29 protein-coding genes are annotated in these 22,608 nt (G+C 31.5%); 26 read left to right on the top strand and 3 right to left on the bottom strand.

Going from position 1 to position 22,608, the window contains the following annotated elements; all coding sequences use genetic code 11:
• Positions 1–3: 3 nt before the first annotated feature.
• The 7 genes from HNP35_RS15530 (at position 4) to HNP35_RS15500 (ending at position 4,526) form a co-directional block, all read left to right on the top strand.
• Entirely contained in the window at positions 4–1,788 is a 1,785-nt protein-coding gene (locus HNP35_RS15530) for a sensor histidine kinase (protein ID WP_184164007.1), read from the top strand.
• Between the two features lie 134 nt (positions 1,789–1,922).
• Positions 1,923–2,492: a DUF4142 domain-containing protein gene (locus tag HNP35_RS15525; protein ID WP_184164004.1), complete on the top strand. Its 570-nt coding sequence runs from the start codon at positions 1,923–1,925 to the stop codon at positions 2,490–2,492.
• A 37-nt stretch (positions 2,493–2,529) separates the two neighbouring features.
• Positions 2,530–3,177 (top strand): porin family protein, encoded by a 648-nt coding sequence (locus tag HNP35_RS15520; protein WP_184164001.1) that lies wholly within the window; start codon positions 2,530–2,532, stop codon positions 3,175–3,177.
• 34 nt (positions 3,178–3,211) lie between these two features.
• Positions 3,212–3,364, top strand: coding sequence for a lmo0937 family membrane protein (locus HNP35_RS15515; protein ID WP_143102046.1), 153 nt, complete (start codon positions 3,212–3,214; stop codon positions 3,362–3,364).
• Between the two features lie 59 nt (positions 3,365–3,423).
• A complete protein-coding gene (locus HNP35_RS15510; protein ID WP_184163998.1) occupies positions 3,424–3,708 on the top strand; it encodes a YtxH domain-containing protein in 285 nt (94 codons plus the stop codon).
• Positions 3,709–3,755: 47 nt separating this feature from the next.
• Positions 3,756–4,115 carry a hypothetical protein gene (locus tag HNP35_RS15505; RefSeq protein ID WP_184163995.1) on the top strand — a complete coding sequence of 120 codons (360 nt, stop codon included), beginning with the start codon at positions 3,756–3,758 and terminating at the stop codon, positions 4,113–4,115.
• 36 nt (positions 4,116–4,151) lie between these two features.
• Positions 4,152–4,526 carry a hypothetical protein gene (locus HNP35_RS15500; RefSeq protein WP_184163992.1) on the top strand — a complete coding sequence of 125 codons (375 nt, stop codon included), beginning with the start codon at positions 4,152–4,154 and terminating at the stop codon, positions 4,524–4,526.
• Between the two features lie 405 nt (positions 4,527–4,931).
• On the opposite strand, the gene HNP35_RS15495 is transcribed toward HNP35_RS15500, so the two are convergent.
• Together HNP35_RS15495 and prfA are read right to left on the bottom strand one after the other, a co-directional pair.
• Entirely contained in the window at positions 4,932–6,263 is a 1,332-nt protein-coding gene (locus HNP35_RS15495) for a DUF5723 family protein (protein ID WP_184163989.1), read from the bottom strand.
• Positions 6,264–6,837: 574 nt separating this feature from the next.
• Positions 6,838–7,914 (bottom strand): peptide chain release factor 1, encoded by a 1,077-nt coding sequence (gene prfA, locus HNP35_RS15490; RefSeq protein WP_091495846.1) that lies wholly within the window; start codon positions 7,912–7,914, stop codon positions 6,838–6,840.
• A 315-nt stretch (positions 7,915–8,229) separates the two neighbouring features.
• On the opposite strand from prfA, the gene HNP35_RS15485 reads away from it, so the two are divergent.
• From HNP35_RS15485 to HNP35_RS15465, 5 genes are all read left to right on the top strand, one after another.
• Positions 8,230–8,778: a hypothetical protein gene (locus HNP35_RS15485; protein ID WP_184163986.1), complete on the top strand. Its 549-nt coding sequence runs from the start codon at positions 8,230–8,232 to the stop codon at positions 8,776–8,778.
• 145 nt (positions 8,779–8,923) lie between these two features.
• Positions 8,924–10,363: a P-loop ATPase, Sll1717 family gene (locus HNP35_RS15480; RefSeq protein WP_184163983.1), complete on the top strand. Its 1,440-nt coding sequence runs from the start codon at positions 8,924–8,926 to the stop codon at positions 10,361–10,363.
• 397 nt (positions 10,364–10,760) lie between these two features.
• Complete coding sequence (locus tag HNP35_RS15475; RefSeq protein WP_184163980.1) at positions 10,761–11,309, top strand: REP-associated tyrosine transposase; 549 nt, start codon at positions 10,761–10,763, stop codon at positions 11,307–11,309.
• A gap of 80 nt (positions 11,310–11,389) precedes the next feature.
• Entirely contained in the window at positions 11,390–11,581 is a 192-nt protein-coding gene (locus tag HNP35_RS15470; RefSeq protein ID WP_184163977.1) for a hypothetical protein, read from the top strand.
• 211 nt (positions 11,582–11,792) lie between these two features.
• On the top strand, positions 11,793–12,104 hold the full coding sequence (locus tag HNP35_RS15465; RefSeq protein WP_184163974.1) for a hypothetical protein: 312 nt from the start codon (positions 11,793–11,795) through the stop codon (positions 12,102–12,104).
• Positions 12,105–12,226: 122 nt separating this feature from the next.
• On the opposite strand, the gene HNP35_RS15460 is transcribed toward HNP35_RS15465, so the two are convergent.
• The gene (locus HNP35_RS15460; protein WP_184163971.1) at positions 12,227–12,556 is read right to left on the bottom strand and encodes a hypothetical protein; all 330 of its coding nucleotides are present in this window, start codon (positions 12,554–12,556) and stop codon (positions 12,227–12,229) included.
• A 112-nt stretch (positions 12,557–12,668) separates the two neighbouring features.
• On the opposite strand from HNP35_RS15460, the gene HNP35_RS15455 reads away from it, so the two are divergent.
• The 14 genes from HNP35_RS15455 (at position 12,669) to HNP35_RS15390 (ending at position 22,520) form a co-directional block, all read left to right on the top strand.
• A complete protein-coding gene (locus HNP35_RS15455) occupies positions 12,669–12,905 on the top strand; it encodes a helix-turn-helix domain-containing protein (protein WP_184163968.1) in 237 nt (78 codons plus the stop codon).
• A gap of 85 nt (positions 12,906–12,990) precedes the next feature.
• Positions 12,991–13,518, top strand: a complete 528-nt coding sequence (locus HNP35_RS15450; RefSeq protein ID WP_184163965.1) for a hypothetical protein — start codon at positions 12,991–12,993, stop codon at positions 13,516–13,518.
• A 646-nt stretch (positions 13,519–14,164) separates the two neighbouring features.
• Positions 14,165–14,368 carry a YqaE/Pmp3 family membrane protein gene (locus HNP35_RS15445; RefSeq protein WP_221433464.1) on the top strand — a complete coding sequence of 68 codons (204 nt, stop codon included), beginning with the start codon at positions 14,165–14,167 and terminating at the stop codon, positions 14,366–14,368.
• A gap of 73 nt (positions 14,369–14,441) precedes the next feature.
• A complete protein-coding gene (lepB, locus tag HNP35_RS15440; protein ID WP_184163961.1) occupies positions 14,442–15,344 on the top strand; it encodes a signal peptidase I in 903 nt (300 codons plus the stop codon).
• 81 nt (positions 15,345–15,425) lie between these two features.
• Positions 15,426–16,004, top strand: a complete 579-nt coding sequence (locus HNP35_RS15435; RefSeq protein WP_184163958.1) for a tetratricopeptide repeat protein — start codon at positions 15,426–15,428, stop codon at positions 16,002–16,004.
• A 30-nt stretch (positions 16,005–16,034) separates the two neighbouring features.
• On the top strand, positions 16,035–16,535 hold the full coding sequence (locus HNP35_RS15430) for a DUF3859 domain-containing protein (RefSeq protein ID WP_184163955.1): 501 nt from the start codon (positions 16,035–16,037) through the stop codon (positions 16,533–16,535).
• 50 nt (positions 16,536–16,585) lie between these two features.
• Positions 16,586–17,116 carry a hypothetical protein gene (locus HNP35_RS15425; protein WP_184163952.1) on the top strand — a complete coding sequence of 177 codons (531 nt, stop codon included), beginning with the start codon at positions 16,586–16,588 and terminating at the stop codon, positions 17,114–17,116.
• A complete protein-coding gene (locus tag HNP35_RS15420; RefSeq protein ID WP_184163949.1) occupies positions 17,097–17,318 on the top strand; it encodes a hypothetical protein in 222 nt (73 codons plus the stop codon). Before HNP35_RS15425 ends, HNP35_RS15420 begins: the two co-directional genes overlap by 20 nt.
• A gap of 143 nt (positions 17,319–17,461) precedes the next feature.
• Positions 17,462–17,827 carry a lysozyme inhibitor LprI family protein gene (locus tag HNP35_RS15415; RefSeq protein ID WP_184163946.1) on the top strand — a complete coding sequence of 122 codons (366 nt, stop codon included), beginning with the start codon at positions 17,462–17,464 and terminating at the stop codon, positions 17,825–17,827.
• Between the two features lie 59 nt (positions 17,828–17,886).
• Entirely contained in the window at positions 17,887–18,381 is a 495-nt protein-coding gene (locus HNP35_RS15410; RefSeq protein ID WP_184163943.1) for an SRPBCC family protein, read from the top strand.
• Positions 18,382–18,423: 42 nt separating this feature from the next.
• Positions 18,424–18,954: a DUF3592 domain-containing protein gene (locus tag HNP35_RS15405; protein ID WP_184163940.1), complete on the top strand. Its 531-nt coding sequence runs from the start codon at positions 18,424–18,426 to the stop codon at positions 18,952–18,954.
• A gap of 109 nt (positions 18,955–19,063) precedes the next feature.
• Positions 19,064–19,495: a copper resistance protein NlpE N-terminal domain-containing protein gene (locus tag HNP35_RS15400; RefSeq protein WP_184163937.1), complete on the top strand. Its 432-nt coding sequence runs from the start codon at positions 19,064–19,066 to the stop codon at positions 19,493–19,495.
• A gap of 64 nt (positions 19,496–19,559) precedes the next feature.
• Positions 19,560–20,042: a hypothetical protein gene (locus HNP35_RS15395; protein ID WP_184163935.1), complete on the top strand. Its 483-nt coding sequence runs from the start codon at positions 19,560–19,562 to the stop codon at positions 20,040–20,042.
• 162 nt (positions 20,043–20,204) lie between these two features.
• Positions 20,205–22,520, top strand: coding sequence for a DNA topoisomerase 3 (locus HNP35_RS15390; RefSeq protein WP_184163932.1), 2,316 nt, complete (start codon positions 20,205–20,207; stop codon positions 22,518–22,520).
• Positions 22,521–22,608: the final 88 nt, after the last annotated feature.

Here is a 22,608-nt window from a genome sequence, read left to right as displayed (position 1 = left end):
CCAATGAAATGGATACCAAATTTTAATTCTTCAAACTCTTTGAGAGTTATTTTTGTAATCGCAGTTTTCATTCTGTTATTTCTATCTTCAATTGCTTACAAACATAATCAGGACTTGAATGAATCGAGCAAACTGGTTATGCACACTTACGAAATAAACATTCAGCTCGAACGCTTAATGTCGGCTATAAAAGATGCAGAAACGGGCCAGCGAGGCTATATCATTACTCGCAATGCCCGTTTTTTGACTCCGTATATTTATTCTCGCGACAAAGTAAATACGTCTTTTATTACCTTAAAAAAACTCACTGCCGATAATCCGCAACAGCAGGAAAATCTTCAAAAACTTTTCAAACTCATTACACTTCGTTTTGTTTCTTTCGAAAACTGCTTAAAATACAGCGATCCAAAAACATACGACAAACGCAAACTAGACAACCATATGTTTGGCGGTCGAATTTTGATGGAAAATATTCGTTTTAAGGTTGACGAAATGAATGATATTGAAAAAACCTATCTTAAAAAAAGACTTAAAATTTATGATGCGGAAATCTCTTTGAGTCCGCTTTTTTCAATTTCACTTTTTTTAGTTGCCTTAAGTTTCATCTTATTAGCTTACAGACAAATTAGTCGTGATTTTGAACGTTTAAAAGTATTCAACAAAAGACTTCTAATTTCTTCTGGTTTAATTGCCGAATCTGAAAGCATTGGTAATTTCAGTACTTGGCAATGGGATTTGGATGCCGACAAAATTGATTATTCAGACAATCAATTTAGATTATTAGGTTTTGAACCTAATGCTTTTGTACCTAGCAAGGAAACTCTTCTAAAATTTGTTCATCCCGATGACAAAGATGCTGTAGCCAAATCTATCGATGGAATTATCGAGAACAAACAAGTTCCGTTTATATATTACAAAATTATACGACCAGATTTTGAAGTTCGCTATTTTAAGACTACCGGAAAATTGGTTACAGACCAACAAGGCAGCAAGATTCTATTAGGAATCAATTTTGATATTACCGATGAACATTTACTAAATATAGAGCTTCAGGAACGAAACAAAGAATTGGAAAAAAGCAATAAAGAATTGGCTTCTTTCAACCATGTTGCCAGTCACGATTTGCAGGAACCGCTTCGAAAAATTCAGACTTTTATTTCTAGAGTTTCAGATGCTGATAAAGAAGTAATGTCTGAAAGCGGTAAAAATTACATCACAAAAATTGAAAGTTCTGCTAAAAGAATGCGTGTCTTAATTGATGATTTGCTTTTATTTTCGAGAACTAATACAACTAAAAAGGAATTCATAAAAATAAACCTCAACGAACTTCTTGATAATGCTGAATCTGAATTGGCTGAAGTAATTGAAGAAAAAAGAGCCGTAATCAAATCGAATAAGCTTCCGAAATTATCGGTAATTCCGTATCAGATCGAACAGCTGTTTATCAATTTAATTGGAAATTCATTAAAATACAGCCGCCCCGACATTGAACCCGAAATTTCAATTTCTAGTGAAAAAGTAAATGCTTGTGATTACCCAGAAATTGTAGATCAATCTGTAAAGAAATTTCACAAAATAACTTTCACAGATAACGGAATGGGATTTGATCCGCAATTTAAAGAAACTATTTTTATTCTTTTTCAGCGTCTTCATTCTAAGACAGATTATCCTGGAACCGGAATTGGTTTAGCGATTTGTAAAAAAATTGTAGAGAACCACAAAGGCCATATTACCGCCGATAGTACTTTGGGCAAAGGCTCAGTATTTACGGTGTTTCTACCCGATTAAACTTCATTAAAAAAACACATAAAAGACGTTATATAAATCCGTTATGGGAATTATATAACGTTTCTTTTTTATGCTGTAAAGCAATTTCTTGCATTCGTTAGCATCTTTGTAATGTAATACTTTATGAAGGAATAATGAAAACAATTTCACCCTTAAAGGCTTCTATTTTTAAAGTCTTTTTCATATTGGCAATCGTATTATGCATCTCGTCTTGCAAGCGAATTAATCCAATAGAAAATACTTTGAAATCGCAGTCTTTTGCAAAAAATGAAAGAGAAGAAATAGAAGTCGATTTTTTCATTACGGTGGCAAATGTGAGTAAAGGAATTATTTCAAAAAGTCAAATTGCACAACAAAAAAGTTCAGATGTAGTCGTAAAACAATTAAGTCAGAGAATTGAATTTAAAGAAAATCAATTACTGGATGAAATAACAAGATTATCGACTTTAAAGCTCATTGTAATTAACGAAATCAACACCATGCACAAAAGAGACCTGTACAACCTCGCTGATGCAAAAGGAGATGAATTTGACGAAATTTATTTAAACGCCACGAAAGAAGCTTTAAAAGACCAAATCGAGTTATTTGAATCGATTTCCAGAGAAACAAACGATAAAAAAATTCTCGAATTAGTTCTGCGATATCTGCCTGAACAATACAAACTCTTAAGGGAAACCGAAAGAATTACAAAACAAAATGTATAAACGCCTTTATCTATCTTAATTAACTAAATTTTTAACTATGAAATTACAAGCCAATTTTTTATGCGCCTTAACACTTTTTTTATCAGCTTCGTTTGGAATGCTGCACGCACAAGACACTAATGTAACTACCGAATTCGGTGTAAAAGGAGGATTCAACATGTCTAATTTAGTCAATAGTGGTGATGATCCTGATGATAATAATATCTTATACGGTTTTAATGCTGGAGTTTACGCTACTCTTCCAATTTCAGATTTTGTAGCCATTCAACCAGAGATTTTATTCACTACAAAAGGAGCCGAGTTAGAATACAACAATGCTTTTGCTACTGGTGACGCAAAATTCAGACTAAATTATATCGAAGTTCCTTTGTTAGTTAGAGTAAACGTAACGAAAAACTTTAATATTCATGCCGGTGGTTATGCATCGTATTTAGTGAGTTCTAAAGTAACTGGAAGCGGAGATTTTGATTTCAACCAAGATATTGATACCGATGACCTTGCCAAATTTGACGCAGGTGTTTCTGCAGGTTTAGGTGTCGATTTTAATCCGATCAGCATTGGTTTACGTTACAATTACGGTCTTACAACAGTTGGTAAAGAAAGAACAGTTGCTGGAACAACGTATACATTTCCAGACGCAAAAAACAGCAACTTGACATTATACCTTTCGTATAAACTTAATTAAAAACAATTAATTATTAACCAGTAAAATAAAAATCATGTCAAACTTATTATATACAATCGCAGTGATTTTGGTAATACTTTGGGCTTTAGGATTCTTTGTTTACAGTTTCGGAAGTATTATCCACATACTGTTAGTTATTGCCATTATCGCTATACTTCTTAGACTTATTAAAGGTCGAGAAATTTAAAAATCACAATACATATTAAATCAACAAATTATTAAATATTAATCGCTAAATCAATTATTATGAAAGCAAGTACCACAATTTTAGGAATTTTAGGAGCCGCAGCGGCAGGAGCAGCTATAGGAATTTTATTTGCACCAGATAAAGGTTCAAACACAAGAAAAAAAATCAAAGATAAATCGAAAGATTACGGAGATAATCTTAAAACGAAATTTGATAACGTTGTAAACACAATTACTTCAAACGGTAAAGAAATTATCGCAGAAGGAAAATCTAAACTTAATCAAGTGAAAGATGATTACAACACCTTGAAAGACGATGTAAAAGCAGTAAAATCAAACTATTAATCGGAAGTATTAATTAGTGAAATTTTCAAACCATAAAACCCTATATCATGGAACCAAATGCAACAACAAACGAAGATTTAAATCTTTACGAAAAAGCTGAAAACTACGCAAAAACAAGTTTAGAATTATTAAAACTGAAAACTGTATGTTCAGTGGCCGATGGTGTTGGATCATTGGCATCAAAGATTGCAATCGGTATTGTTGTTGCATTTTTTACCTTGTTTCTAAATATCGGAATCAGTTTGTGGATCGGAAAAGAACTTGGAGAATATTATTATGGATTTTTTATTATGGCACTTTTTTATCTATTAATGGTAATAATAGTTGTGAAATCACATCATAAAATAATTAAAACTCCAATTGGTAATACTATCATTTCTAGTATACTAAAAGAAACTAAAAACTAAAGGTTTAATTTATTGATAATTTTAAAAGACTAATTTATGGAGGCCATTTACAATATTGATCAATTAAATCAAAAAATTCAAGAATTAGAAGCCCGCCAAGACACAGAATGGTGCGCTGTTAAAGATCATATCGAAGATATTAAGGAAAATCTAAAACCTATTAATCTCATTCGAAATACGGTTGAAGAAATCAATGAAACAGTAGGTTTTAAAAGTCATTTAGCTCAATCTGCCATTAGCATCGGAATCGGATATATCGCAAAAAGATTTATCGTCGGAAAAGGCGACACCATGTTTAAAGGCATCTTAGGATCGATTGTTCAGCTAATTGTAACCAATCTAGTTTCTAAACCACAAAATGAATCTTCACACGAATCTTCTGAAGAAGAAGACGAAGAATCACAATATTAAACGTCTAAAGAGTAATTGTCAAACTTAATATTACGTATTATGGAAAAGTTAAGCGAAATAGTATTAAAAAATGGTGTATACGTTTACTCTAATCTATATAAATGTTTTGAATATACGAGAGTATTTCTAGGTATCTAACTTTCATTATACGCTTATTGGGGAAAGCGGTTAATGAAGATAAGACCTTCACTATATTTTTTTAAGGTGCTGAGATTCTAAGATGCTAAGGTTCTAAGTTTTTTATTTCGATAAATCGAAATAAATTAAAAGCCTTGATAATTAAAATTTAATCTCAACCTTAAATAAAACAGGCTGTTTCATAAAAGTGAAACAGCCTGTTTTTCTATATAAAAGCCCGCAGAACTAAAAAACCTCAGAACCTTAGCATCTTAGAATCTCAGAACCTTAATTATAATTTTGATAAATCGGAATTTTCAAACCCGCATAAATATTACAGCCTTTTGAATTGTTTGAAAACAAATTAGTAAAAAGAGTTCCAGAACCCACAAATAAAGGTCCGGCTCTAAAACCAGCACCAATTTGCGTTCCGCTGTATTGCATGTACGTTACAGGAACATAAAAACTAAATTGTCTAGTTTCATATCTAGGCGTAAAAGATACCGAATTCGCAATTGCAGTTCCGTTTACTTTCTTGGCGTCTACTAAACTAAAATCGGTACTTAAATTCAGATAGAATTTTTGGTTGATGTTCCAATCAAAGTTAGTATGTAAAGCCGTTGGAAGATTGGCCTTAATTCCTTTTCTTGAAGAAACTTTAGTATAATTCGAATTAAAGAATTCAAAAATATTATCGGCACTTTCGATATCATCTTGCGTTACTCTTCCGTTTAAATTATAAGTGTTCTCTACAACGTTTTTATAATTCAATTTTCCGATATCGGTAATAGAAGCCGCGATTTTAAACTTATATCGATTTCCGATACAAGTATGGCAATTGGTTTGATACTCGTAAGTAAAACCCAAATCAACTCCAACACCAGCAGAACCAGCATCAAATTTTGGATCTTCGCCGTTATCGTAATCGTAACTTGCAGCGGTTCTCAAAGTTCCTGTCGAATAATATTCGCTCAATTCTGGATTGGCGTTATTTCTATTGAATGCTACGCTGATATCATTTCCGTTAAGATAACCGTTTACTCCTGCCATTAAGTATTTTACGGTAATTCCTCCTCGTATAAAATTATCATCACGATCTAATAAAATAGTAGCATAACTAGCCCCGATTTCTGCCCAAGAATTGGTAACCCCATTCGGATTCCCGCCTTGTATCAAAAAGCTGTTAGAGAAATCCGTATCCTTGTTTACCTCATCTACAAGCTGTCCGTTTACATCTACAAGATTGGTTACGCTTCTCACACGAGTAAAAATCGCCATACTATGCTCAGGCGTAATGTTGAACATAACAGACGGTCCTAAAACATCAATATTAAAGTTTCCTCTGTTGTTCGATTTAAAGTTTTTATTCGCTTCTGAGTCAAAATCGTAATTACCGTCAAAAATGCTCGAAAAATTAACGCCGTACAAATCATTCTGACCTGTTCCACTCGCAGAAAAAAGAGTTACATCGGCGCTGTACTTTGAAGCTACAATAGCAGACGGATTAAAAATAGCCGATTGGATTCCGGCATAATTGTCATCTCTAAATCCGAAATACGATTGCGATCGCGCATAAAAAAAGCTTCCAAAGAAGCATAATAAAAGTAAAGTTTTCTTCATAGATTAAATTTAATGTTTGGTTGGTTCGGCAAATATGGTGTAAAAAATGTTAAAAAAAAACTTCACAAATCAATAGATTCGTGAAGTTTTTTTTGAGGTTCTGAGACTCTAAGACTCTGAGATACTAAGTTTTATTTAATAAATCTTATAAATCTTACCGCATCTCTAAATGCTGTAATATTGTTCTTAAATTATATCAAGAATATATTCCAAATATATTTTTCAGTCATTTTTAAAATCTAAAAACTTTACAATTCTTTTTTGAAAAAATAACTTTTTTTGGAGGTGCTAAGGGGCTTAGATGCTAAGGTTCTAAGTTTTTCTTTTTGCAATGAATAACAATAATTTGAAAAATAGCCCGTGGTTTCAACCACAGGAACGCTATATATAATTACGTTCAATCTGTACGTCTACCGTGGTTAAAACCACGGGCTATGTTTGGATTGCCGAAGAAGTTATTTAGCATAAAAAAAGCCGAACAAAAGTTCGGCTTAATATAATTTAAGTTCAAAGAAAAAAACTCAGAACCTTAGCATCTTAGTATCTCAGAATCTCAGAATCTCAGAATCTCAGATTAGTAAACTTCCGAAGCTTCTTTCAATTTCTCCATATTGTTTACCAACTGAAGCTCAGAAACGATTTTCTGAATATCACCATTCATGATATTTCCTAAATCGTAAAGCGTTAAACCAACACGGTGATCGGTTACACGACCTTGCGCATAGTTGTACGTACGGATTTTAGCCGAACGGTCTCCAGAACTTACTTGAGAACTACGTTTTTTAGCATCTTCTTCTTGCTTTTTAGCCAATTCCATTTCGTACAAACGAGAACGTAATACCATTAAAGCTTTATCTTTATTCTTGTGCTGTGATTTCTCATCCTGACATTGCGCTACCAATCCAGTTGGAATGTGCGTTAAACGTACAGCCGATTTCGTAGTATTTACCGACTGACCTCCAGGTCCAGACGAACAGAAGAAATCTACACGAACATCGTTCATATCTACCTGAACATCAAACTCCTCAGCTTCTGGTAAAACCATAACCGTTGCTGCCGATGTATGTACACGTCCTTGCGTTTCTGTCTGAGGAACACGTTGTACACGGTGAACACCTGCTTCAAACTTCAAAGTTCCGTAAACATCTTCTCCTGTAACTTCAAAAATGATCTCTTTGAAACCTCCAGAAGTACCTTCGTTCATATCTACAACAGAAGTTCTCCATCCTTGCGTTTCACAGTATTTAGTATACATTCTGAACAAATCTCCTGCAAAAATACTCGCTTCGTCTCCACCCGTTCCCGCGCGGATCTCCACCATAACGTTTTTCGCATCTTCAGGATCTTTAGGAATCAGCATGAATTTGATTTCTTCCTCCAATTCCGGCAAGCGTTCTTTTGCTTCATCCAACTGCATTTTGGCCATTTCGACCATTTCAGCATCGCTTCCGTCAGCAATAATTTCGTTTGCTTCGTCGATGTTTGCTAAAACTATGATGTATTCTTCTCGCTTTTCAACCAGCGCTTTTATCCCTTTATATTCCTGGTTAAGCTGTTTGTAACGTTTTTGATCAGAAATAACATCCGGCTGAATAATCAAATCCGAAATCTCATCAAAACGCTGCTTTACATATTGAAGTCTATCTAACATTTTCTAATTCCTTTTATTTGGACGGCAAAATTACGAAATATTTGTGGATTATTCTAGTGGTTATTTTTTTGGTTGTTAATGAGCGTATTTAGTGGAATTATACTATTTATTTGGAGCTGTTTCCTGCTATCCGCTATATCTTTTTAGGCAGATTGTTTACGGTTTTAATAAGATCTTTTTCGTTTGCCTAAAAAGGATACCGCTTCTATCAGGGCTAGGGCTTTGGTTTTCAGAATTATGTTTACGGTTTTCCGTAATGTATTTAGCTTTTATGTTCTTAGTTTTGAGAACCAACTAACAAGCAAAACTTAAAAAATGAAAAAACTATTTACCATATTATTATTACTCTTTTCAATAACGCAAAATTATTCTCAAGATAAAAATTCTCAAGCCCGTCAGTTTATTGAAAATGCAGAAATCACTCAAATAAATAAAAATTGGAATGTAAGAGCAGAATTTAAGTCCGGACTTGATGAGATAGTTTCTTTCTTTCCAATTGAAGTAATTGATTTAAAATCTAATAGAAAAATAAAATCATTACAAGTGGATATGACTCTAAAATATCACGGAAATAATAATTTCAAATCTTCATGGATTGATTTAAATGAAGTTGACGAATTTATATTGTTTATTGAACAATATGTAATTCCAAATCTAAAAGATAAAACCGAAAAAAATCAATCAACAACATACATCTTTAATTCAAAAGAAATAATGTTTCGTTTTAACATTGAAAAAACTTCCAGAAGAATATCAATTTATCTAAAAGATAATGGTATTACAGATTATGAACATTATTTCTGGACAGAGACACAAGTAGGGAAAATTCCCGAATTGCTTACAATGTTAAAACAAATTAAATGAATAAACCTCTCGTGTCAAAATCAGGTATTTTTACTTAGTAATGAATTTAAATTAAATGCTGATGTTTGCTTTTTATGAATCCTATTACCCTTTTTTATTATTTACCTAAAAATTCACCTTTAAATTACACTTTATTATATAATAAATGACAAATAATACATTGAAAAGCATCTCTAATAATTGGAAATTAGAGGCTAAATTAGAAGATACCGAGAAATATTTTTATTACTCATCAGAAGTTGACAATATTATCAAAAACAATAAATGTTACGTTATCGGTCGCAAAGGTTCAGGAAAATCTGCAATTTGTGAATATCTTATTAAGAGAAAAGAACATAATATTTTCTCAACTAAACTTAGTTTTAAAAACTTCCCATTTAATGAATTGTATCATCTTGACAATCAAAAATACACCGCGCCAAATCAATACATAACACTTTGGAAATATCTCATTTATTCTAACATATGCAAACTTATGGTTTCAAATGAAAATATTGATTCCACAGTAAGAGCTGAGTTAGAAAAAATCTATCCTAAAAGTAGTATCAAATCATTAGCTAGGACAATTAGTAATTGGACTTCCGCAGAATTCGGTGCGACAGTTTTAGGGAATGGCGGTTCATTAAAAGTTTCAAAAGAACAAAAAGCAAATTTTATTCCATGGATAGAAAAAGTAAATATTTTAGAAGATATAATATTTGAACATTGTGATCAATCTGAATACTATGTAGTATTTGATGAACTTGACGAAGATTACCGTGTAATTAGTGATGACGAAACTTCGGACCAATATATTTTTTTGGTTACAAGTTTATTCAAAGCGGTTCAAGATATTAAATCTATATTTAATGAGAGTGATAAAAAAATTAAACCCGTCGTCTTTTTAAGAGATGATATCTACTCTTTGGTCAAAGATTCTGACAAGAACAAATGGCGTGATTATAAAATTGAGGTCGAATGGAATGAAAAAAAATTAAAAGATTTACTTGCATTTAGAATAACCAAAGATTTTGATTATTTTTCTGCCCCATTACCTTTTTCAAAAGCTTGGGAAAAAATATTCTTCCGCGAACAGATAGGTTTTGGGAACAAACAAGAAAAAAAAATAGATTCATTTGATTTTATAGCAAGGAGTACTCATTTAAGACCTAGAGATTTTATACAATATATTCAAGCTTGTGCAGAAGAGACTTATAGCAAAAATTATCCTTACATTAAGGAAGCAAATATCAAATTTGTCGATAGAGCTTTTTCTAACTATTTACGAGATGAGATAATAGATGAAGTATTCCCTGTTCTACCTGAAATTGTGCAGTATTTTCAAATCTTTGCGAATATCCGAAAATGGAACTTTAGCTTATCAGAGTTTACAAAAGAATATGATAAATACCTAAATGCTGGTACTATTTCAGAAAAAAATATTGATTATGTCTTAGACACATTATATAATTTTAGTATTATTGGTAATCAACATAAACATAAAAAAGAGCTACTATATTTTAAATACATGCATACAAATATGACGTTTAATAGGACTGAAAATATAGTTATACATCGTGGACTATTTAAAGCATTACAAATGTAAACAACACCTAAAACTCCACCGTCCGAAATGTTCTAATCGCTAGCATACGATAAATGCTCGTGAACACAATCAAAAAGAATATAGCAATGAGTATGAACGTAATGTTATTTCTATTAAAAAAGTAAACTAAATCAAAACTAATGAACATTATATATAACGTATATACCTCAATAAGCGATCTTTTATTGTCTGATTTTCTATTTGAAATTGAATTTTATACAAACAAATCAAAATCATTAGATGAATACAATAAAAAACATAACACCCCCGCTAGCGCGAGCGTCCCGCTCGTGCCCGCAATCAAAGTAAAAGCTAATCATAAAATAGTCACGAGTGATGCTCAGGACAGTAAATACAAAAAAAATAAGTTTTTTCTTATTTTTATTCAAAAAAAATAATGAGTAGAAAATACAAGTTTGGAGAAAAAACTGGAGCCTATTTTATAAGTTTTGCTACTGTTTACTGGATTGATGTTTTTATAAGAGAGGAATATTTTGGAAACATTATAGAATCTTTAAATTACTGCAGAAAGAACAAAGGAATGGAGATATATGGTTATTGCATTATGCCAAGTCATATTCATTTAATTTTTAGATCTGAAAATGGAGATCCTTCAGGACTCATAAGAGATTTCAAAGGTTTTACATCCAGAAAATTGCTTAAATCAATTGAAGAAAATCCGCAAGAAAGCAGAAAAGAGTGGATGCTTTGGATGTTTGAAAGAGCTGGAAAGAAAAACAGCAATGTTAAATTTAGACAATTTTGGCAACAAAACAACCAACCTATTGAAATTTGGTCTTTTAAAGTTTTCGAACAAAAGTTAAATTATATTCATAATAATCCGCTCGAAACTGGCTTTGTTACTAATCCTGTAGATTGGAAATATAGTTCCGCAAGAAACTATGGAGATAACGATCAAACCGTTTTGCAAATAGACATTAATTGATATTCTGTGCGTGCACGAGCGAGACGCTCGCGCTAGCTGTGAGGATTTATTTTTCTAACATCATAAGTAATAAAAAAAATATGATTGACACTTTTGAATTAAGCAAAAAAGTGCTTGCTAACCTTGTTTCTTTAGATAATGAAGCACAAAGCACCAATTCCAGTAAACAGCTAATTTTTCCAAAAAAGAGAGAAGTTAGTAATGGAAATAAAGAATGTCTTAGAATATCTGAACAAGAAATGCGTCTATTATTTACGAAGAATTTAAAATAAAATATCCTCATTTATACTATTCAATTGAAACACCGACAGCTGCAAAATATAAATTTAGTAAAATTTTAGACGAGTGTAAAGTTGATAATAAAGGCCAGTCAGCTTCTCACGACATGACTGTCTTCAAAAAAATGATACAAAATACGAACGCATTATAAACATAGAATTTAAATTTAGTAACTGCGGAGAAGCAAAAAGTGGAAAGGATATTTTGAAATTGATAACAGAAAAACAGGATGGAGCATTTATACATTTGCTAGAAAATACAGGATCCAATACATTAATCAGTGTATTTTTTAAGCTTGCCAGGTGTTTTGAAAAATTTCAAGATCAATGGGAAAACGAGAGCAAAACAATACAATTAATTATTCTTTCTTATAATCAAAAACAACTAATTCACTGTCAATTAAGCAAAAAAGATTTGCCGGAACTGAAAAAAATTTTATCACTAGAGCATAAGTCTGGAAACATGAAGAATTTTAAAAACAGTTATTGGAATACTTTTTCATTTGATGAAAGTTAAAAATATACTCAATATCCTCCTGCGAGCGCGAGCGTCCCGCTCTTACACACAATCCAAATAAAACCAAATTAAGAATTAGTCACGAGCGAGACGCTCGCGCTACCGCCAAATAATAAATTGCATTAAACTTCTAAAATTAATTTACACAAATCATCCAACAATTCCATTTCTTCCTCTGGCAATAACTGCAAAGCAATTTCAAGCAAAGTCATTACATTGACATTATTGTCTTTTGTAAAACTCGATAAACCATTTGCATCAGGATTAAGCAAAATAATACTTGCTTTTAGCAAATCTGAAATCATTAGATTTAATTCGTTATAAGAAGATACTTTTAGCGGGATTGTATACGAGTTGGTTTCTTTTGGCTCTGGTTTTAGTTTGGTAAAATATTTTCCCTTATTTATTAATTCTAACAATTCTTCGGCTCTTTCTATATTTTGCAGTTTCATTTTAAGTAAGATTTAATTTACAATTCAAAACAAATATATCAAAAAATCAGCAACATACACCCCCTTTCTTACATTCACTTAAAAACAATCGTTTACTTGTAATTTCATTTCTATGAAAAGAGAAAGAAAAAGTGAAATTCCAGAAGTTGTAAAAGACCTTGGAATCAAGATTAAAGATATAATTGAAGAAAAGAAATTCAAGCGACGAGAGGTTGCTCATGATGCAGAAATGGATGTTGAAAGTCTAAGAAAATATATAAAAGGCTCACAGGAAATGAAAATAAGTACTATGTTTAAAATCGCACAAGCCTTAAAAATTCATCCAAGTGAATTGATTAAGGATTTGTAAGTTATTCGATTGCCAATTTTCTCCCCGCCAGCGCGAGCGTCTCGCTCGTGAACGCAAACAAAAAAATCAAAACTCCTAAAACTAAATGGCAGAAATAATAACAATTAAAAATAAGCCAAACTGGTTCCTTGCAATCTTTCTTCCTTTTGGTCTTTTAATTTTGATTCTTATAATGTTTGTTTTTCTGCCTATTGCGTCTGCTCAAAATACTTATCTGTTTTCAATTTTACGTTACATTACGTTATTAATTCCTTTTTTAGGATTCTTTATTGTATTTCTTAAGATTTGGTTGTGGAATACTTTTGGAAAAGTCATTTTGGAAATCTCATCAGAAAAAATAAAAGTCACGAATAAAAACTGTCTTTTTAATAAACCAAAAGAATATCAAGTTTCTGAAATTGAAAAATTAAGCATTTTAGATCTGGGAATCGAAAGAACTAAATTTAATGTGCGCTTAAACTATTTATTTTCAAAATCTAATTATTCGGTTATTATTGTAAAAGGTTCTAAGAGCATAAGAATTATAGATTGGTTAGATATTGAACAAGCAAAAAGCATTCTGGAAAAAACCAATAAGATTATGAATGAAAAAGGAAAAATAGAGTCTAAATGAAAAACAAATTTATCCGCAGATCGAAATTAAACAAATGGAATATTATTACCATTAGCTGTTACGTACTTCTATCTTTTTTCCTGTTTAGTTATGGCGCATTAAACAAAAGTAATCAGAAAGATATACTTTTGTTTTATGGGATTTTTACCCAATTATTTCTCTATAGCTTTCAATATCGTGCACTTCGTAATTTCAATTATTTTTTAGTCTGGACAGTAATTGGAGTTATTCATTATTGCTTTTTTCTTTTTCTTAAAGATTTACCAAGTCTAGTATTTGATCGAAATAATTTTCGTGCTGCTCTTATCTTAAGAAATACTCTTGTAACATTGTTACTTTTCCAATTTTTAAGATTTGTGAGTTTACAAATTCAGAACAAAGAATTAATTATGCCAGCAAAAAATGGAATTGATCTTTACGATGAACGAAAAGTTACAATACTCGATATAATTTGTTTTTTTGTGTTTCTGGGCGTGACGGTATTTACTTTTTCAACAAAATAGTTTCTCTGCTCTGCGACGTTTTCTTTCTTAAATAAGCAATGTTGGAATTTGTAAAGTATTGAAACTAAAAAATTTTGAATTAGAAATGATTTTGGCAAATTCGAAAATAGGCTTTACTTTAGTTAAACCAAAAACAACTCCAGATGATGACCTTAATTGCCATTTTCTTTCCGTGCGTTTCTTTCTTTTTGAGAGGAAAAATACTGACTTCTATTATTTGTCTCATCTTGCAAATCACTCTCATTGGTTGGGTTCCTGCCGCAATTTGGGCTGTTATTTCTTTACAAAATGCGAGAGCAGATAAACGAAATCGAAAATTAATAAAGGCTATAAAATCTAGATCATAAACTCATAACAAAAGTATTCGGCCATTTGCGTGCGCGTTTCCCTCCTGCATGCAATCAGAATAAGTCAAAAAACATGAATGATACAACTACCAAAACCAATTCTAGAAACCCAATATTAGTATTTTTTCTTTCTATTTTTTTCTCTGGCTTTGGGCAAATGTATAATGGTCAATTAAAAAAAGGAATTGTATTTCTATTAATATCTTTTATCTACCCTATTCTCTACGGTTTTACAAGAATTGGTGTTTCCTTTACCGGTTTCTTTGCAATTGTAATTATCGATTTTGCTTTTCGTTTTTATGTGATTTATGATGCCGTAAAAAATGCGAGAAAACTTAAAACATATACTCTTAAACCTTATAACACTTGGTATTATTATGCTATTTATATTGTTACGACAAGTGTACTGTTTTGGTATTATGATTATAATAAAATTGTTGGTGTTCAAAGCTATTTGATTCCATCAGCAGGAAATGAACCAACTGTAAAATTAGGCGACAGAGTTGTTGCAGATTTAAGAGCCTTCAATAATACTGAACCTGATTATGGAGATATTGTCATTTTTAAGAAAAAAGACAGTCTAAACCCGTGGATTTATAGAATTGTGGCTTTACCGAATGATAATGTCGAAATTCGGCATGGTTCCTTAATCATAAACGGTAGAAAGTGTAAAACAAGGTTTATAAAAGAAACAAAAAGCGAAGAATTTGATGTTTATGAACACGAAGAAGAACTTCCAAATGGGCATAAACATAAAATTTATACTTTTAAAACCCCTTTTGAAGAAGATAAAAGCGCTATAAACAAAGTAACTGTTCCGTCAAACGGTTATTTCTTGCTTGGCGATAATCGAGATAATGCTGTTGATTCTAGATATATTGGAGTTATCTACAAAGATGAACTTATGGGAAAATTAGTTTTTAGCTTTTTAGGAAAAACAAACGATAGAATACATATTGATTTTAGAGATCAATAAGATTTTTCGTGTTTTTTCTAAAAACTTATCATAGTCACAGATAAATTTATAATCTTTCTACCTTCGAACAAAAATCCTAACATGCCTAAAAACAAACTAAAAATACTAGCATCAATTTTAATTGTAATTGCAGTAGTATTTATCTATAACTCAACTCCGCCGCTCAGTGGACAAACTTATTTTGAAAGAGGAGAAAAAAGCTTTAAAATTGGTATTTCAACAGATGTAGTAGATGATTCGATATTTGAAGATGCTATTGACAATTATGAAAAAGCAATTGATAAAGGAATAACAAAAAGAGCTGTTTTTAGTAACCTCGTTACGAGCTATCTTTTTTTTAATCGAGATGACCGGAACGCAAAAAGAACACTGAATAAAGCAATTGAGATTTATCCTAATGATGCAGAATTTTATTTTGACAGAGGAAATTGCGAGAAGGAATTGAAAAATTATAAAAAAGCATTTTTAGATTATGACAAATGTGTAAAGCTTGGTGAGACAAAAAACGAGGATTATATAAAAGATGCCATTTACAGAAGAGGTGCTATGAGATATTTGCTTGGAGATTTTGCAAATGCAGCAAAAGATTTGAAATTAGCCCAATCGAAAACAGATCACGAATTAAGGACTTACGACGATTATTGTCAATTATTTAAATAAAATCTATTAACCATAACCAATCCAAAACCAATGAAAATTTTTTACACTTTTGTTTCGCTCTTTGTTTTACACACTATTTTTTCGCAAACTACTATAAAATCTAAAAATTTTGGAACTTTAGAATTTAAAGAACTAGAATACGGATTGGCTCAAGTGGAAAGTGGCACAACAGACCAGCTTAAAAACTCTCCAACTGGCACTCACGGCTGGTTAAAGGATTTTGCTATCGTTAAAAATTCTGATTCGATCAAGGCTGTCAAAAAAGCTAATTTTGGAGTGGTTTATATTGTAAAAGCCAAAGACACGGTTGATATTCCAATTGAAATTGAATGGATTTATCCAGAAAAAGTAACCAACAGCAAAGGAGAAAAATTTAAAAATATAAGATACACCACAAAAAGACCAACGAATATTGCGTCTGCCTCTTCATACAGTTTAGACGAACCATACGAACTAGTGAAAGGAAAATGGGAAATGAATCTTTATTTCGAAAATAAACGCATCTACAGTAAGACTTTTATCTTATATTAGACATAAAATTAACTGATAATCAAAACAATACAAGAACCAAAATAAAAAACATGAAATATCTAATCATTCTATTTTTTGCTTTTTCCGTTTCATTTGCACAATCTCCTAAAAGAGCAGTGAAAAAATTAGGCGATAATCCGGTATTTTTTATAGATAGCGTAAACGTCGATAAAGACGATTTAATGAAATACAGTGCAGAAGAGATTAGCGCAGTAACTGTTTTTAAAGGAAAAGAAGCTATTGAATTGCTTGGAGAAGATGGAAAAGATGGTGCGGTATATGTTGAAACTATAGCTTTTTGCAAAAAGAGATATTGGAAATATTTTGCATCAAAATCTGCAGAATACAAAAAAATGGTAAATCCTGATGATGATAAAAATGTGCAGTACATCATAAATGATCGTGTTTTGAAAGATCAACCAGGTAATTTATCGATGATTGACGACAAGATTTTCAAATCAATAAAATTGATAAGCAAAGAAGAATTATCAAAAAAATATAAAATTGAAAACAAAGATTTTGGCTTTTTAATTGTATCTGATGTACCAAAAAATCTGTACCATGGAAATCAAAAATTCTAAAAATAGGCTTGAAAAACAGCAATGGAATTATCACGACAAAACTTGGACAAACAGGATTTTAAAGCTTTTTATTGGCTGTATTGCTGCGTTAATTATCAGCTATTTATTCAACTATAAAAATTTTGATGAAAGCAATATTGTTTTGCCAGTGCTTTTTGGAATTGCAATGTGGATAATTTTAATGATTCAGAAAAAGATTTAAAAAAGCTTACTGTTCTTAAAAGTGACCTTATACAAATGCGTAACTTATTTTACGCATTTTTTTATTTAAAAAACTAATTATCAAAACACTAAAACTCTTTTAAATAAAAATCAATATCTTTAAATTCCAGATAAAACAACCGAATGAAAAATATCCTACTCTCTTTTTCAGCATTCTTTCTTTTTACGTTTAGCACTACTCTACTGGCGCAAACGCAAGCCGAAATGAATCAAACCGCTATTAATAATTTTAATAAAGCAGACAACGAACTTAATCTGGTTTATAAAAAGCTATTAAAAAAATTAACTGAAAAAGAAAAAAACTTGCTGGTTACAGCACAGAAAAACTGGATTAAATTTAGAGATTCAAAATGTGCATTTGAAAAAGAAGAATATAATGGAGGAAGTATTCAGCCGTTGATTTACTATACTTGTCTTACCGAATGTACGAATGATCGAACTAAAGACTTAAAGAAAAATTTAGACGATCGGAATAACAGATACAATTAGTAATTTTTAGCTATTAATAATATCCTGTTTAGGTTTCATAAATAATAAAAACTCAAACCATGGAAAACTTCGATTGGACTTCTTTCACCAAAAAAATAGCTGTAAAAGCTAAACTTTCTGATATTTATAATGCCTGGACAAAAGCCAACGAATTAGAAAAATGGTTTCTGGAGAAAGTATCTTTTTTTGATGCCAGTGAAGAACCAATCGATAAAAATCAAAATGCTCTAGAAAACAATACTTATGAATGGTTTTGGTATTTGTATAAAGATCCGATGTTAGGAAAAATCACTGCTGCAAACGGAAAAAATCATTTGCAATTTACTTTTGAAGGAACTTGTCTGGTCGACATTAATTTGAGTGAAAATAATGGCTATACTTTGGTAGAACTTCGTCATCATAATATTCCGACAGATGATTTTTCTAAACAATATATTAGATTAGGTTGTTCAAACGGATGGCATTTTTATTTGACCAATCTTAAATCGGTTTACGAAGGCGGATTGGATTTGAGAAACAAAGACCTTAATTTGAATCCGATGATTAATAATTAGAATTTCTTCATTCTTCGTTAAAAATAAAAAAAACTCCATTTCATGTTATTTGATAAAAAATACGCAACTTTTTTCTTTCCCTTTTTCTTTATTGTTTTTGTAGCTTTTTCATTTTACAATATCTTAATTAGTTTATTATTAGTTGGGCTTCTTTTTGTGATTTTATCGATTGCTGCTCATAACTTTTTAGATGACATAAGTAAAAATGGAATTGAAAGTACAGGAAAAATTGTATCTTACACCTCTGATGATGAAGGACATAAAACTCCTAATATCGAATATCAAACCGCAGATGGAAGGAATTTTGTAGGACAGCCTTTTGTACATGGAACATTCCATTTAAGTAAATTCAATTCTTATCAGAAAAATATCAATACTAAAATTGCAATACTTTACAGCGCCAAAAGCCCAGAAAAATTTATTGTAAAAGAAGTAAAAACAAGCAGCTTGGCCCTTAGTATTTTGATCATTATTGGTTTGGCTCTTATTGTCTATGCTGTAGTTGGTCTTTTGGGTTGTGATGATGTCTTTGAAGTTGCGCTAAACAGTATTAAAAAAGCATTTGAAAACTAAAAAAATCTTGTAAACAGTATTTTGTTCCTTTTAATTGCAACAAATACAGTAATAAAAACTAACCATTTTACTTTAAAACCACAAAACTTAAATACAAAACAATAATCAGATGAAACACTTTATCATTACTTTGCTTTTAATTTCTGGCTTAAGTTTAACGGCACAATCTAATCAGTTTGCGGGAGATTATTCTCGTACACTTTCTGCTGATGAAGAAAAAAATATAATTGAATACAAATTGACGCTAAACCAAGACGGAACATTTGTATTTCATTATTATAGAAAACTGCAAGGCGGAACTCCTCCTGAAGAAAATAAATACGGAAAAGGAAAATGGAGCGTAAAAGATAACGTCATTACTTTTTCTTCCGACAAAAAAGATGATTTTGATGCAAAAAACACTTTAGATTTTACGAATTCGAAAGCTAGATTTGTTACTAAAAACCCACGAGATAAAAGCGATAAAGTAGTAAAGACAAAACTTCAATTTTTAGAATCTGAAATTCCTTGGATGAAGAGAATTGATATTTTTAAAGTTTAGCAAATTTGTGTCTAAATCAAATTATTACAGTCAAAAAATAATTTACAAATAAGCATTTCTCAAAATGACACTTGATCCGAAAAATCAAATTCCTTTACCTTTTTTTATTCTTTTCGTTATTTGCATGTTTTTTAAACCTGTCCTTTGCTTTTTATTTCTTGGTATTGTATGTCTATATTATTCAATTCATATTCTTCTAACTTTAAACAAGTTAAACAAAAATAAAATTGAGAGTTTTGGTAAAATTGTTTCTTACGAAACCGATAGTGAAGGTTTTAAAATTCCTATTATTGAATTTGAAACTTCTGATAGAAAAACCTATAAAGGAAAACCTTTTATCCATGCGTCATCAGATTTAGATAGATTTAGAACATATGCAGAAAATATAAACAAGAATATTAAAATTCAGTACAATTTTAAAGAACCCGAAAATTTTATTATTAAAGATAATTCTAACGGTTGTTCAGTAATCTTAGTTACTATTGTTGGTTTAATCCTTCTTGGTATATCAATAGGAAATCTTTTAGGTTACAATGATATTTTTTAAAATCCGCACAATTGAATTAAATAGTATGAAATTATTAAAAAAAGTAAAATCTATAGCAACCTTTGCTCCTTTGCTCCCATGAACATTTGTCTTTCATTACAATAACCTTTTGCCTCTTTACCATAAAATAACTATTTTCGCTTATTATTAAGGAAAGAAAAAATGAAGGTCTGTATTGCCGAGAAACCAAGTGTAGCACGTGAAATCGCATCTGTTTTGGGTGCCAATACCAAACACGATGGCTATTACGAAGGTAACGGTTATGCGGTAACTTACACTTTCGGGCATTTATGCACCTTAAAAGAACCTAACGATTACAAACCGCACTGGAAAAGCTGGGATTTGAATAATCTTCCGATGCTTCCTGAAAAGTTTGAGACCAAAGTAGTTCAGAATTCTGGAATTCAGAAGCAGTTTAAAATCATAAAAAGCCTTTTTGACAAAGCAGAAGTAGTCATAAACTGCGGGGATGCTGGACAAGAAGGAGAATTGATCCAACGCTGGGTGATGAACGAAGCGAATTATAAAGGGGAAATTCAGCGTTTATGGATTTCGTCTCTTACAACTGAAGCCATAAAAGAAGGTTTTGAAAACTTAAAGCCTTCAACGAATTACGATAATTTATTTTACGCCGGATTTTCGAGAGCAATTGGCGATTGGCTTTTAGGAATGAATGCTACCCGTTTGTATACCGTAAAACATGGTGGCTACAAACAAGTTTTGTCTATCGGACGCGTGCAAACTCCAACATTGGCGATGGTTGTAGATCGTTTTAGAGAAATCGAAAATTTTAAACCTCAGCCATATTGGGAGTTGCAAACTTTATATAGAGAAACGCTTTTTAGTTATGAAGAAGGTCGTTTTTTAAACAAAGAAGACGGAGAAATCTTGGCTGAAAAAGTCAAAGAAAGTGATTTTGAGATTGTTTCTGTCGACAAAAAAAACGGAAACGAATATGCACCAAAACTTTTTGACTTAACTGGTTTGCAGGTTTATTGTAATCAAAAATTTGGCTTTTCGGCAGAAGAAACGCTAAAAATTGCACAGACTTTATACGAACAAAAAGTAATTACATATCCCAGAGTCGATACGACTTTTTTACCAGGAGATATTTATCCGAAAGTGCCAGGAATTCTGCAGAAATTAACCAATTATGCAGAATTGACACAACCCATTTTAGAGAAAAAAATCAAGAAATCGCCAAAGGTTTTCAACGATAAAAAAGTTACCGATCACCATGCGATTATTCCAACGGGAATTCAAAATAATTTGCCTTATAATCAGCAGCAGGTTTATGATATTATTACGAGACGTTTTATCGCCGTTTTTTATGATGATTGTTTGGTTGCGAATACTACAGTAATCGGAAAAGCAGCTGAAGTCACGTTTAAAGCGACTGGAAAAGAAATTCTTAAAAAGGGTTTTAGAGTAGTTTTTGAAGACCCAAATGCTAAAGAAAAAGAACCCGATTTATTGCCAAGTTTTGTAGTGGGCGAAAAAGGTCCGCACGAACCTTCTTTCCTTCAAAAAGAAACCAAACCTCCCAATCAGTTTACAGAAGCGACTTTATTGCGTGCGATGGAAACCGCAGGAAAACAAGTTGACGACGAAGATTTACGCGAACTTATGAAAGAGAACGGAATCGGTCGTCCGTCTACGCGTGCCAATATTATCGAAACACTTTTTAAACGTCAATATATTGTTCGAAATAAAAAACAAGTTTTACCTACTTTAACCGGAATTCAATTGATTGATACGATTCAGAATGAATTAGTCAAATCGGCTGAACTTACAGGAACTTGGGAAAAACAGTTGAAAGATATTGAAAAAGGAACTTTTACTGCCGCTGCATTCATTCGAAATATGAAAAGCATGGTTGAAGCCTTGGTTTATGAAGTTCGAAGCGAAACCAAACACGCTAATATTTCGCACGCAGCAACGATTCAGAAACCTGTAGTAAAAGCAGAAAAAAAGAAAGCTTCTGGAATTTCGGCAGAAACGTGTCCGAAATGTCAAAAAGGAAATTTAATACAAGGAAAATCGGCTTTTGGATGTAGCGAATACAAATCGGGTTGTGATTTTGTACTGCCTTTTGTTTTTTATGATAAAAAAATCACAGAAAGCCAATATTTACGATTGGTTCAAAAAGGTTCTACCGTAAATATAAAAGGCTTTAAAACTGATTCTGGAACTGTTGAGGGATTAATTCGTTTTGAGGAAAATTATAAACTGAAATTAGAGCCAAAGAAAACAGAAAAAAAGACAGAAAAGAAAGCTACAGCCCAAGAAAGTTCTGATGCTCTCGTTTGCCCAAAATGTAAAAAAGGAACAATCTTAAAAGGAAAAACAGCTTACGGCTGTGCAGAATACAAATCGGGTTGCGATTTTAAAGTAACTTTTGATGACGTTCGAGCAAAACTCGGAGATCAAAAACCGACTAAAGAATTGGTTTATTCTATTTTGTGTGAAGGCGTGTAAATTTTTTCGCCACGAATTTCACGAATTTTCACGAATTTATTTTTCACGCAGATTTAAAAAGATTTAAGCAGATAATTGGAGATTTATA

It is taken from the genome of Flavobacterium notoginsengisoli (assembly GCF_014207905.1).
Classification (GTDB): domain Bacteria; phylum Bacteroidota; class Bacteroidia; order Flavobacteriales; family Flavobacteriaceae; genus Flavobacterium; species Flavobacterium notoginsengisoli_A.
The sequence above is the reverse complement of the archived record's forward strand: the minus strand, read 5'-3'. Positions and strand labels throughout refer to the sequence as shown.

Excerpts from the sequence above, each read along its gene's own strand:
- HNP35_RS15530 (WP_184164007.1), top strand. The coding sequence starts at position 4 with ATGAAATGGATACCAAATTTTAATTCTTCAAACTCTTTGAGAGTTATT.
- HNP35_RS15525 (WP_184164004.1), top strand. The coding sequence starts at position 1,923 with ATGAAAACAATTTCACCCTTAAAGGCTTCTATTTTTAAAGTCTTTTTC.
- HNP35_RS15520 (WP_184164001.1), top strand. The coding sequence starts at position 2,530 with ATGAAATTACAAGCCAATTTTTTATGCGCCTTAACACTTTTTTTATCA.
- HNP35_RS15515 (WP_143102046.1), top strand. The coding sequence starts at position 3,212 with ATGTCAAACTTATTATATACAATCGCAGTGATTTTGGTAATACTTTGG.
- HNP35_RS15510 (WP_184163998.1), top strand. The coding sequence starts at position 3,424 with ATGAAAGCAAGTACCACAATTTTAGGAATTTTAGGAGCCGCAGCGGCA.
- HNP35_RS15505 (WP_184163995.1), top strand. The coding sequence starts at position 3,756 with ATGGAACCAAATGCAACAACAAACGAAGATTTAAATCTTTACGAAAAA.
- HNP35_RS15500 (WP_184163992.1), top strand. The coding sequence starts at position 4,152 with ATGGAGGCCATTTACAATATTGATCAATTAAATCAAAAAATTCAAGAA.
- HNP35_RS15495 (WP_184163989.1), bottom strand. The coding sequence starts at position 6,263 with ATGAAGAAAACTTTACTTTTATTATGCTTCTTTGGAAGCTTTTTTTAT.
- prfA (WP_091495846.1), bottom strand. The coding sequence starts at position 7,914 with ATGTTAGATAGACTTCAATATGTAAAGCAGCGTTTTGATGAGATTTCG.
- HNP35_RS15485 (WP_184163986.1), top strand. The coding sequence starts at position 8,230 with ATGAAAAAACTATTTACCATATTATTATTACTCTTTTCAATAACGCAA.
- HNP35_RS15480 (WP_184163983.1), top strand. The coding sequence starts at position 8,924 with ATGACAAATAATACATTGAAAAGCATCTCTAATAATTGGAAATTAGAG.
- HNP35_RS15475 (WP_184163980.1), top strand. The coding sequence starts at position 10,761 with ATGAGTAGAAAATACAAGTTTGGAGAAAAAACTGGAGCCTATTTTATA.
- HNP35_RS15470 (WP_184163977.1), top strand. The coding sequence starts at position 11,390 with ATGATTGACACTTTTGAATTAAGCAAAAAAGTGCTTGCTAACCTTGTT.
- HNP35_RS15460 (WP_184163971.1), bottom strand. The coding sequence starts at position 12,556 with ATGAAACTGCAAAATATAGAAAGAGCCGAAGAATTGTTAGAATTAATA.
- HNP35_RS15455 (WP_184163968.1), top strand. The coding sequence starts at position 12,669 with ATGAAAAGAGAAAGAAAAAGTGAAATTCCAGAAGTTGTAAAAGACCTT.
- HNP35_RS15450 (WP_184163965.1), top strand. The coding sequence starts at position 12,991 with ATGGCAGAAATAATAACAATTAAAAATAAGCCAAACTGGTTCCTTGCA.
- HNP35_RS15445 (WP_221433464.1), top strand. The coding sequence starts at position 14,165 with ATGATGACCTTAATTGCCATTTTCTTTCCGTGCGTTTCTTTCTTTTTG.
- lepB (WP_184163961.1), top strand. The coding sequence starts at position 14,442 with ATGAATGATACAACTACCAAAACCAATTCTAGAAACCCAATATTAGTA.
- HNP35_RS15435 (WP_184163958.1), top strand. The coding sequence starts at position 15,426 with ATGCCTAAAAACAAACTAAAAATACTAGCATCAATTTTAATTGTAATT.
- HNP35_RS15430 (WP_184163955.1), top strand. The coding sequence starts at position 16,035 with ATGAAAATTTTTTACACTTTTGTTTCGCTCTTTGTTTTACACACTATT.
- HNP35_RS15425 (WP_184163952.1), top strand. The coding sequence starts at position 16,586 with ATGAAATATCTAATCATTCTATTTTTTGCTTTTTCCGTTTCATTTGCA.
- HNP35_RS15420 (WP_184163949.1), top strand. The coding sequence starts at position 17,097 with ATGGAAATCAAAAATTCTAAAAATAGGCTTGAAAAACAGCAATGGAAT.
- HNP35_RS15415 (WP_184163946.1), top strand. The coding sequence starts at position 17,462 with ATGAAAAATATCCTACTCTCTTTTTCAGCATTCTTTCTTTTTACGTTT.
- HNP35_RS15410 (WP_184163943.1), top strand. The coding sequence starts at position 17,887 with ATGGAAAACTTCGATTGGACTTCTTTCACCAAAAAAATAGCTGTAAAA.
- HNP35_RS15405 (WP_184163940.1), top strand. The coding sequence starts at position 18,424 with ATGTTATTTGATAAAAAATACGCAACTTTTTTCTTTCCCTTTTTCTTT.
- HNP35_RS15400 (WP_184163937.1), top strand. The coding sequence starts at position 19,064 with ATGAAACACTTTATCATTACTTTGCTTTTAATTTCTGGCTTAAGTTTA.
- HNP35_RS15395 (WP_184163935.1), top strand. The coding sequence starts at position 19,560 with ATGACACTTGATCCGAAAAATCAAATTCCTTTACCTTTTTTTATTCTT.
- HNP35_RS15390 (WP_184163932.1), top strand. The coding sequence starts at position 20,205 with ATGAAGGTCTGTATTGCCGAGAAACCAAGTGTAGCACGTGAAATCGCA.